Genomic DNA, 9,038 nt, shown 5'->3' with positions numbered 1-9,038 from the left:
CCTCGGCACCCGAGATCGACGCGTTCGCCTTGAACAGCGAGCCCAGCGCGGTGGCGGTCAGCAGGAAGCGGCGGATGCCCCGGCGGCGGTTCGCCTCGGCGATGACGTCGGGGTCGTCGATGGCACCGACGGCGATCAGCGATGCCTCCGCGCCGAACCCGAGCAGTGCGCTGCCGACGAGCTCACCGTAGGGCGTGACCGCGTTGCCCACGCCGAGGCCCGAGTCGGCGAGGAACCGCCACCAGTACATCGCCACGGCGTGGAGGATGCCCGCCGCCCCGTTGGTCGGCGCGGTCACGACGCGGCCGCCGGCGGCGTTCTCCTCGTTCACGGCGAGCGCGAAAGCACCGAGCCACTCCCCCGGCACCTGCGCGTGGCCGTCGGATTCGACGGCCTCCAGCTGCTCGCGGATGTCGTTCGCGCGGCGCTTGACCTTCAGGATGCCCGGCAGCGTGCCGCCCGTGTGCAGGCCGGCTTCGACGCAGGCGCGCATCGCGTCCCAGATCGCGTCGAGTCCGGCCGCGACCTCCTCCTCGCTGCGGACGGCGGTCTCGTTCAGTCGCGCGAGCTCTGCGATGGACAGCCCGTTCTCGTCGCAGAGGGCGAGCAGCGACGCCGCGTCGTCGTAGGGGAACGGCTGCACGGCGGCCGTGACCCGCGCCTCCTCGCCGTCACGACGGATGAACCCGCCGCCGATGGAGTAGTAGATCTGCTCGGCGACGGTGCCGCCCTCGGCATCCAGCGCCCGCAGGGTCATCGCGTTCGGATGCCCGGGCAGGCGGGTGCGCGGAGTGAGGACGACGTCGTCCTTCGAGAAGTCGATCGGATGCCGTCCGGCGAGGTTCAGCCGCTGTCTGTTCGGCCATCCCTGCCACGCGGCCCGCACGTCATCGGGGTCGCACGTCTCGGGGTGCAGACCCTGCAGTCCCGCGACCACGGCATCCGGGGTGCCGTGGCCGAGCCCGGTGGCGCCCAGCGAGCCGAACAGCTCGCAGGTGACGCGCGCCACACGGTCGAGCGCGCCGTCCGCCTCCAGGCGCGCGGCGAAGTCCACTCCGGCGCGCATCGGGCCGACGGTATGGGAGCTCGAGGGCCCCACTCCGATGGAGAAGAGGTCGAAGGCCGAGACGTACGCAGTCACCCCTCCAGCCTAGGCCTGCGCGGGCCTGTCGAGGCCGTGCTTCCGGCAGGCGAGAGGGCCGCGAGACTGCCGCGCAGAAAAGATTCCGATGGATCGGTCACATTTCCCGCACGCCGTTCGTCCCCTCTGTATGAACGAGAACACGAACAGCACCACGACCGTCGTCGAGCACAAGGCGCGCATGCCTCACCCCGCATTCCTGCTCGAGGGCGGGCTCGACGCGCTCACCGGAGTGAACCGCATCGCGCAGTCCTCGGGCCTGCCCGAGGATCTGCTGCAGCTGGTCTCGCTGCGCGCCAGCCAGCTCAACGGCTGCAGCTGGTGCGTGGTCGATCACACCACGCAGTTGCTGGACGGCGGCGCGGGCGCGCAGCGCGTGGCAGCCGTCGCCGCCTGGCGCGACGCACCGTACTTCACCGCGCGCGAGCGCGCCGCCCTCGCCTTCACCGAGGCGCTGACCCGCCTGGCCGACCACCACGACCCGGTCTCGGACGAGCTGTGGGCCGAGATGCTCGACTGCTTCGACCGCCGGGAGATCTCGGGCCTGCTGTTCGAGATCGGCGCCATCAACGTGTGGAATCGCATCAATGCGGCGATCCGCCAGCCGGCCGGCGCGCGCTGACGATAGCTTGCCGTGCGGAACGGAGCACAGATGCCGATGACCGAGCCCGACGAGATCTTCGAGACGCACCGCAGATATCTGACTGCGGTCGCCTACCGGATGCTCGGCTCGCACGCCGATGCGGAGGACGCGGTGCAGGAGGCCTGGATCAGGGCCTCCGGCACCGCCGCCGAGGCGGATGACCCGAGGGCATGGCTGACGAAGACGGTGAGCCGCATCTGCCTGGATCAGCTCCGGGCACGCGGGCGGCGTCAGGAGAACCCCCTCGATCTGCTTCCCGACGTCGAACGCGCACCGGCCGACGCCGACCCGACGGTACGCGCCGAGAGCGCCGACCGGGTCGGCTACGCGCTGATGCTGGTGCTCGATCAGCTGACCCCCGACGAGCGTCTCGCCTATGTGCTGCACGACGTGTTCGGACTGTCCTTCGACGAGGTCGCGCCCATCGTGGAGCGCACGCCGCCCGCCGCGCGCAAGCTGGCGAGCCGCGCGCGCGACCGGGTGCGCGGCGCCGCACCACGGGATGCCGATCAGGCGGCGACCCGCGCTCAGCGCCGCGCCGTGGTCGACGCCTTCCTCGCGGCCGCACGGGACGGCGACTTCGCGGGGCTGCTGGCCGTGCTGCACCCCGACGTCGAGTTCCACCTCGATCAGGGCGCCGACGGCATCCGGATCGTCCGCGGTGCGGAGAAGGTGGCGGCGTCCGCCGCCGCGTTCCACCGGTACGCCTCGGGCTACGACTTCGAGATCGTGGAACTGGCCGACGGATTCGCCGTCGTCGCGATCGACGACGGCGTCCCGGTCTCGCTGCTCTCCTTCAGCTCGGAGGGCGAGCGCATCACGGTGATGGAGACCCGCGAACTGCGCTGATCGTCCCCTCAGCCCCCCGGCGGCGTCGGCGGGGCGCGCGCAGGCGGTCACTCCACGAGCTTGCCCGTGCTGTCGACCTCGCGCATGAGCTCGGCGATCTCGCCGGGGACGGGTGCGATCGGCTCGCGCGTCACGCCCGCCCCCGGCGACCACACGAGGTTCACCTGAAGCGCCGGATCCGTCTCGGGGAAGTCGCTGCGGTTGTGGCATCCGCGGGTCTCCCGGCGCTCCAGCGCCGCCTCCAGGGTCGCGCGCGCGGCGATCGCGGATGCCTTCAGGTCGAACGCGTGCGCGAGGTCCTGGAAGCCGGCGATGTCCGGGTGGATGCCCACATCCGCCATCCGCACCTCGATCGCATCGAGCTCGGCCAGCCCCTCGCGGAGGCCCTGCTCGTCGCGCACCACACCGGCGTGCTCGGTCATGGTGTTGCGGATGGCGCGCTGCAGCGCTCGCACGTTCTCGGTGCCGTCCGAGGCGAGCAGGTCATCGATCTCGGCGCGCGCCCGAGCGACGGCATCCGTCGAGCGTCGCTGCGCATCCAGTCCCAGCGCGTGCGCCATCGCGGCCTGCGCGACGATCCGCCCGTAGACGAGCAGCTCGATCAGCGAGTTTCCGCCGAGCCGGTTCGCGCCGTGCAGACCGCTCGCCGCCTCGCCCATGGCGTACAGGCCGTCGACGTCGGTGCCGTGATCCTCGGGCCGCACCCACACGCCGCCCATCGAGTAGTGCGCGGTCGGCGCGATCTCGATCGGATCCGCGGTGATGTCGAGCATCTGCAGCTCGAGCAGCGTCTGGTACACGCGCGGCAACCGGGTCATGATCGTCTCGCGCGGCAGGTGCGAGACATCGAGCCAGACGCCGCCGTTCTCGGTGCCGCGCCCCTGCTTGATCTCCGTGTACGCCGCGAGCGCGACGCGGTCGCGAGTGGACAGCTCCATCCGCTCCGGGTCGTACTTCGACATGAAGCGGTCGCCCAGGCCGTTGCGCAGGATGCCTCCTTCGCCGCGAGCCGCCTCGGAGACCAGCGTGCCGGCGGCGTTCTCCGGCTCGATGATCCCGGAGGGGTGGAACTGCACGAGCTCGGGGTCGCGGATCCGGGCACCCGCGTCGACGGCGAGCCGGAACGAGTCCCCGGTGTTCTCGTCACGACGCGACGACGTGCGCCGCCAGATGCGGGTGTGGCCTCCGGCGGCGAGGATCACGGCGTCGGCGTGGATCAGGTACCGCGTGCCGTCGGCCTGATCGAAGCCGTAGGCGCCGAACACGACGTTGTCGCGCACCAGGATGCGGGTGATGTACATGCCGTCGAGGATCGGCACGTCGAGTTCCTCGGCGCGACGCACCAGCGTGCGCTGGATCTCGAGCCCGGTGTAGTCGCCGGCGAACGCCGTGCGACGGAACGTGTGCGCTCCGAAGAACCGCTGCGAGATGCGGCCGTCGTCCTCACGGGCGAAGCCCATGCCCCAGCGCTCGAGGTCGCGGATGCCGCGCTCGGCACCCCGCGTGACGATCTCGACGGTCTGCGGATCGGCGAGCAGGTAGCTCTCCTTGATGGTGTCGGCGGCGTGCTGCTGCCAGCTGTCCTCGGCATCCATGGTGCCGAGGGCCGCGTTGATGCCGCCTGCGGCGAGGGAGGTGTGGGCGTCCTGGCGGGGACGTTTGCCGACCGCCAGCACGTCGATGCCGTGTTCGGCGACCTCGATCGCCGCGCGCAGCCCGGATCCGCCGGTGCCGATGACCAGGACGGTGGTGGAGATCTGTCGTTCGCGAGCACTCATGTGATTCACGCTAGGCTCGTCCGCTTGATAACTCCAATGCATTGTTCAGCTGATTTCGATAGACTGAGCGCATGAATCTGGAACAGCTGCGGGGCTTCGTGGAAGTGGCGCGCCTGGGACACTTCACCCGGGCATCCGAGGTGCTGCACGTGGCCCAGCCGTCGCTGAGCAGGCAGATCTCGACCCTCGAGCACGAGCTCGGCGCGCTTCTGCTGCATCGCGCGCGCGGGCACATCTCGCTGACCCCGGCGGGTGAGGTGCTGCTGCCTCGCGCGCAGCGGATCCTGGCCGAGGTGGGTGCGATCCGCGCGGAGATGGACGAGCTCGCCGGTCTCGGCCGAGGTCGGGTGCGCCTGGGCGCGCCGCCGACGCTCTGCGTGAGCCTGGTCGCCGAGGCCATCAGCACCTTCCACGACGCGCACCCCGGTGTGGACCTGCACCTCGCCGAAGGCGGGTCGCGGGCGCTCGTGGAGCAGCTCGCGATCGGCGAGCTCGACATCGCGCTGATCACGGCCTCCGACCTGCGACCCGTTCCCGGCGTGACGCTGAGCCGGCTGCCGCTGCTGTCCGAGGAGCTGGTCGTGGTCACCTCGTCGGCGGATCCGCTCGTCCCCGCCGGCGCCACGGTGGATCTCGCCACGCTCTCCCGGGTCCCGCTGATCGCACTGGATCGCAGCTACGACCTGCGTGCGACGACGGATGCTGCCTTCCGCGCGGCCGGGCTCGCGCCGACCTCCGTGCTGGAGGGGCCGGAGATGGATGCCGTGCTGCGGTTCGTGGAGCGCGGGCTGGGCGTGGCCGTGGTACCGGCGATGGTGCTGACGGACCGTCCGGCGCTGAGCTCTGCGCGGCTGTCGATGCCGCTGACGCGCACCGTGAGCCTGGCGCACCGCTCGGACGTCACGCCCGGCGTGGCCGTCGCGGCCATGCGGGATCTGATCGTGGCGACCGCCGTCCGGTTCGCCGAGCGCGACCCGGCGCTGAGCAGCATCCTCCCGGAGACAGAAGAAACCCCCTCCTGAGGAGGGGGTTTCAGCACTGTCTCAACACAGTGTGCGCCTCGAGGGACTCGAACCCCCAACCTTCTGATCCGTAGTCAGATGCTCTATCCATTGAGCTAGAGGCGCAGGGCCCGGCGAGCGGGCCAAGGAACAGCTTACACAACCATCAGAGCGAAGCGAAATCGGCCCGTTCCGTCATGCATCCCCCGCGTGTCGCGCCTCGCGACGGGCGCTGCGCTCGCTCCGTGCGGGTTCCTTCGCGGCTTCCTTCTCCGCCGCCTTCTCGGCGGCCTTCTCCCGTTTCCGGCGCGCGCGCTGCTCGGACGAGAGCGCCTGCAGGTCGACGAGCCTGAGCGCCTGCATGCGCGCATCCCGCATCCGCTCGTAGTCCGGGTCCTGGTCGGGGCGCATGGCCTCGACCCGCAACCGGCGGTCGAGGTTGCCGCGCACGTCGCCCCAGGCCGCGACCCGCGCATCCTCGACGAGGGCGCGCAGCGCGTCGGGCTCCTCGGTCATCTTGCGCAGCCTGTCGGCGACGCCTGTGGACTGCCGCGCACGGCGGCGGAGGTTGCGCACATCGCGGTCGCGGTAGTCGTGCGTGCCGTGGGGATCCGAGTGGCGGCCCTTGGCGCGCTTGCGCAGCGCGACGAGCCGCTCGGCCTCTTCGTCGGACTCCTTGGCCATGGCGAGCAGCGCCGTGCGCGCCACGTCCATGTAGTGGTCGATCTCGAAGACGCCGCCGCGAGCGATCGTGCCGACCAGGATCTGGTTCTTCACGGCCAGCTTCGCGGCCGCGGTGGCGATCGCGACGCCCTCGCCGGTGGCATCCGCCGTACGTCCCACGAGCACCTCCCGAATCGAGCGTACCGGGCGCCGCCGACGTCGGGGAGACCCGATCCAATCACGCCCGCGACCGCGCCGCCGCGCCGCAGGAGCGCCGGCGACGGGTCGCTGGATAGGCTGACCCCGTGACGAGAATGCGGGGGGCCGCGGGTACGGCGTCCGCAGCGGCGCGACGCTCGCTGCGGGGTGCTCTCGCGCCGTCGACGGCGCCCGTCTGGATCGCGGCCGTCCTGCTGGTCGCCCTCGCAATCGCGTTCCTCTCGCTGGGCGGGCTGCGAGCGGCATCCCGCGCTCCCGGCGCGGCCGCGGCCGACCAGGAGGTGCGCACCTCCCTCTACGCGATCACGGTGCACGACGCCGAGCTGGTGGATGAGGTCGAGGAGCACTACTGGAAGGCGAAGCCCGACGAGCAGATCCTGCTCCTCTCCGTCCGGCTGGAGAACCTGACCGACCACCCGGTCAGCCTGATCGGCGCCGCCGACGGCGTCACCTCCCGGCTGATCGACTCGAGCAGCCCGCTGCTGAGTCTGTCCGAGGTCACCGCGACCGATGCGGGTCGCGCCTGGCGCGACGACGGCAGCCGCGGCACCCCGGTGCTGCAGCCGGGCGTCCCCGCCGAGGTCGTCATCGGATGGCCCGTCCCGCGCGGCTCCTTCGCCGACGGGGACGTGCGGCTGAACGTGCAGGAGGCCCGCGAGGTGGCCGGGCAGATCATCCTGTCGTCCTCGTCGATCACCTGGCGCCGCACCGCACTGGTCGCGCGCATCACCGTGGGGCTGACGTCGTGAACCGGGCGATGCCGTGGCTGATCGGCACCGGTCTCGTGCTGGTGGCGGGGCTCGTGAGCGGGATCACCCCGCCGGAGGACTCGCTGACGGACGCGTTTCCCGTGCGCGGATCCGCGCACCAGGAGGTGACGACGCGGACGCTGGTCGCACGCGTCGTGCAGTCGTCGTTCGCCGAACGGCTGAGCGACGAGCGCGACGAGTGGGATGCCGAGGGCAACTGGCTCGTGATCGAGGTCACGGCATCCGCCCGTCAGACCGAGCTGGACGCCGAGATCGGTCTCGCGTCCCTGCTGATGGACGGCCTCGTCTTCCACGCCAGTGAGCGCCCGCCCGAGTCGCTGCTGCGCTCACCGCTGCGGGTGGGCGTCGACACCACCGGCCAGATCGCCTTCGAGCTGCCCGAGAGCCTTCGGTCGGGTACGGCCCAGCTGCGCCTCTCGGCCGACTACTTCACGCCTTCGCTCGACGACGTGATCGTGATCCCGATCGACCTGGATGCCGCGGAGCGCACCGCGACCGTGGAGCTGACGGCACCGAAGGTGGGAGCACCATGACGTGGTGGCGCAGGCAGCGCGTCGCTCTGGTCGCCCTGATCGCGGCGGTGGCCGCGCTGATCGGGGTGAGCGTCTGGCTCGACGTGCTGCCCGCTCAGGAAGCCGCTCCCCCCGCACCGCGCGTCGCCCAAGGCGCGGTCGACATGGGCGGCAATCGGCTGGAGCTGGTCCGTGCGGTCCCCGACGAGTTCCCCGCGCCCGCCGGGGCGCACACCCTCAGCATCCGGCTGTCCGCCGACAGCGCGAAGGATGCCGAGCGCTGCGGCACGTTCACGCTCCGTGAGAAGGATGGCGAGCGCGTCTGGCTCACCGCGGGGTCCGCGGTGGACGTGCGGTACGGCGATGAGGAGAGCTCATGCCGGAAGGGGACCGATTCCTACCGCATCCTCTCCGTCTTCCTGCTGCCGAACGACGCCGAGGGGCCGTTCTGGCTCGATATCGCCGTCGGCGACGAGACCGTCCGATTCCCCGTCGGCGACTGAATCGCGCACGCCGATCCCCGCCTCGGGACGGCCGACCACCGCGTCGAACGCCGTCGCGACGATCGCCACGCGAATCGGCTCGGCGATCGCGGCGACCCCCACCGTCACCAGCGGCAGCCAGGCGCTCCAGAAGCCGGACTCGTGCCCGCCGATGACCTGCAGCACGCCCCGCGTGCCGGTGCGCTCGGCGAGAGCCCACAGCGCGTAGGCGAGGGCGAACGCGCCGAACAGCAACGGCCCGCCCCGCCAGATCGCGGCCACCGCCGCCCACAGGTCCTCGAACCGCTGCAGCAGGGTGCGCGCCAGCGAGCCCACCGCGCCACGCAGCGCCTCGGTGCGCCGGGCCAGCACCGGCGGCAGCGCATCGAAGTCGGCACCGTAGATCACACCCGCGACCGCCAGCCACGCCGCGGGCACGATCGCGGCGGCGATGACGATCCCCACCAGCCAGAGCACGGCCTCCCACACGCTCGCCAGCGACGGGATGGCCGCCGCGACGCCGTCGCCGAAGTCCTGCAGCCACAGGGCCCCCGCCCGACCGGAGAACCACGCGCGCACGCCGGCGAGCCACTGGCCGACCAGGGTGAACAGCATGAACGTCCACAGCAGCTCCGCATACGCGGCCAGCGTCAGGGTCCACTCCGGCAGGCGCTCACGGAACCGGGCTTGCAGCGCGCGCACCAGCAGCGCCACCACGAGCACGGTCACCGGAAGAACGCCCACCGAGATCAGCCCGCCCCGGTCGACGATCGCCTCGCCGAGACCGAATCCCGTCTCTCGGAACGCGATGCTGCTGGCCAGCCGGAAGAACTCCTTCTGGTCGGCGTCGAGCATCCCCCACGCCGCATAGAAGATCGAGAACGGCAGGATCGCGACGAGGGTGGATCTCAGGAACGCGCGGATGCCGGCATCCGGCTCCCCGCTCTGCGCCACGTGCACGAGCGAGGGGCGCACCGTCA

9 protein-coding genes and 1 tRNA gene are annotated in these 9,038 nt (G+C 71.5%); 5 read left to right on the top strand and 5 right to left on the bottom strand.

What is annotated here, in order from left to right; translation table 11 throughout:
- A partial coding sequence (locus tag BGN97_RS06845) for a serine dehydratase beta chain (protein ID WP_292699253.1) occupies nucleotides 1–1,141 on the bottom strand: 1,141 nt, incomplete at its 3' end.
- A 130-nt stretch (nucleotides 1,142–1,271) separates the two neighbouring features.
- Here BGN97_RS06845 and BGN97_RS06840 point away from each other — a divergent pair.
- Entirely contained in the window at nucleotides 1,272–1,763 is a 492-nt protein-coding gene (locus BGN97_RS06840) for a carboxymuconolactone decarboxylase family protein (RefSeq protein ID WP_292699250.1), read from the top strand.
- A 30-nt stretch (nucleotides 1,764–1,793) separates the two neighbouring features.
- Nucleotides 1,794–2,633 carry a sigma-70 family RNA polymerase sigma factor gene (locus tag BGN97_RS06835; protein WP_292699248.1) on the top strand — a complete coding sequence of 280 codons (840 nt, stop codon included), beginning with the start codon at nucleotides 1,794–1,796 and terminating at the stop codon, nucleotides 2,631–2,633.
- 47 nt (nucleotides 2,634–2,680) lie between these two features.
- Here BGN97_RS06835 and BGN97_RS06830 read toward each other — a convergent pair whose 3' ends face one another.
- Nucleotides 2,681–4,411, bottom strand: a complete 1,731-nt coding sequence (locus BGN97_RS06830; protein ID WP_292699246.1) for an FAD-binding protein — start codon at nucleotides 4,409–4,411, stop codon at nucleotides 2,681–2,683.
- A gap of 71 nt (nucleotides 4,412–4,482) precedes the next feature.
- Between BGN97_RS06830 and BGN97_RS06825 the strand changes: the two genes are divergently transcribed.
- Nucleotides 4,483–5,433, top strand: coding sequence for a LysR family transcriptional regulator (locus tag BGN97_RS06825; RefSeq protein WP_292699244.1), 951 nt, complete (start codon nucleotides 4,483–4,485; stop codon nucleotides 5,431–5,433).
- 32 nt (nucleotides 5,434–5,465) lie between these two features.
- On the opposite strand, the gene BGN97_RS06820 is transcribed toward BGN97_RS06825, so the two are convergent.
- Both BGN97_RS06820 and BGN97_RS06815 read right to left on the bottom strand, forming a co-directional pair.
- Nucleotides 5,466–5,538, bottom strand: a tRNA-Arg gene (locus tag BGN97_RS06820).
- Between the two features lie 69 nt (nucleotides 5,539–5,607).
- The gene (locus tag BGN97_RS06815; RefSeq protein WP_292699241.1) at nucleotides 5,608–6,261 is read right to left on the bottom strand and encodes an asparagine synthase; all 654 of its coding nucleotides are present in this window, start codon (nucleotides 6,259–6,261) and stop codon (nucleotides 5,608–5,610) included.
- Between the two features lie 119 nt (nucleotides 6,262–6,380).
- Between BGN97_RS06815 and BGN97_RS06810 the strand changes: the two genes are divergently transcribed.
- On the top strand, nucleotides 6,381–7,043 hold the full coding sequence (locus BGN97_RS06810; protein ID WP_292699236.1) for a hypothetical protein: 663 nt from the start codon (nucleotides 6,381–6,383) through the stop codon (nucleotides 7,041–7,043).
- Nucleotides 7,040–7,597: a hypothetical protein gene (locus tag BGN97_RS06805; RefSeq protein ID WP_292699234.1), complete on the top strand. Its 558-nt coding sequence runs from the start codon at nucleotides 7,040–7,042 to the stop codon at nucleotides 7,595–7,597. The genes BGN97_RS06810 and BGN97_RS06805 overlap by 4 nt, the downstream gene beginning before the upstream one ends.
- Nucleotides 7,598–7,950: 353 nt before the next feature.
- On the opposite strand, the gene BGN97_RS06800 is transcribed toward BGN97_RS06805, so the two are convergent.
- On the bottom strand, nucleotides 7,951–9,038 hold a 1,088-nt coding region (locus BGN97_RS06800), incomplete at its 5' end, for a hypothetical protein (RefSeq protein ID WP_292699231.1).

The organism is Microbacterium sp. 69-10, from assembly GCF_001897945.1.
Lineage (GTDB): Bacteria > Actinomycetota > Actinomycetes > Actinomycetales > Microbacteriaceae > Microbacterium.
This window is presented reverse-complemented; position numbering and strand designations above follow the sequence as displayed.

Excerpts from the sequence above, each read along its gene's own strand:
- BGN97_RS06840 (WP_292699250.1), top strand. The coding sequence starts at position 1,272 with ATGAACGAGAACACGAACAGCACCACGACCGTCGTCGAGCACAAGGCG.
- BGN97_RS06835 (WP_292699248.1), top strand. The coding sequence starts at position 1,794 with ATGCCGATGACCGAGCCCGACGAGATCTTCGAGACGCACCGCAGATAT.
- BGN97_RS06830 (WP_292699246.1), bottom strand. The coding sequence starts at position 4,411 with ATGAGTGCTCGCGAACGACAGATCTCCACCACCGTCCTGGTCATCGGC.
- BGN97_RS06825 (WP_292699244.1), top strand. The coding sequence starts at position 4,483 with ATGAATCTGGAACAGCTGCGGGGCTTCGTGGAAGTGGCGCGCCTGGGA.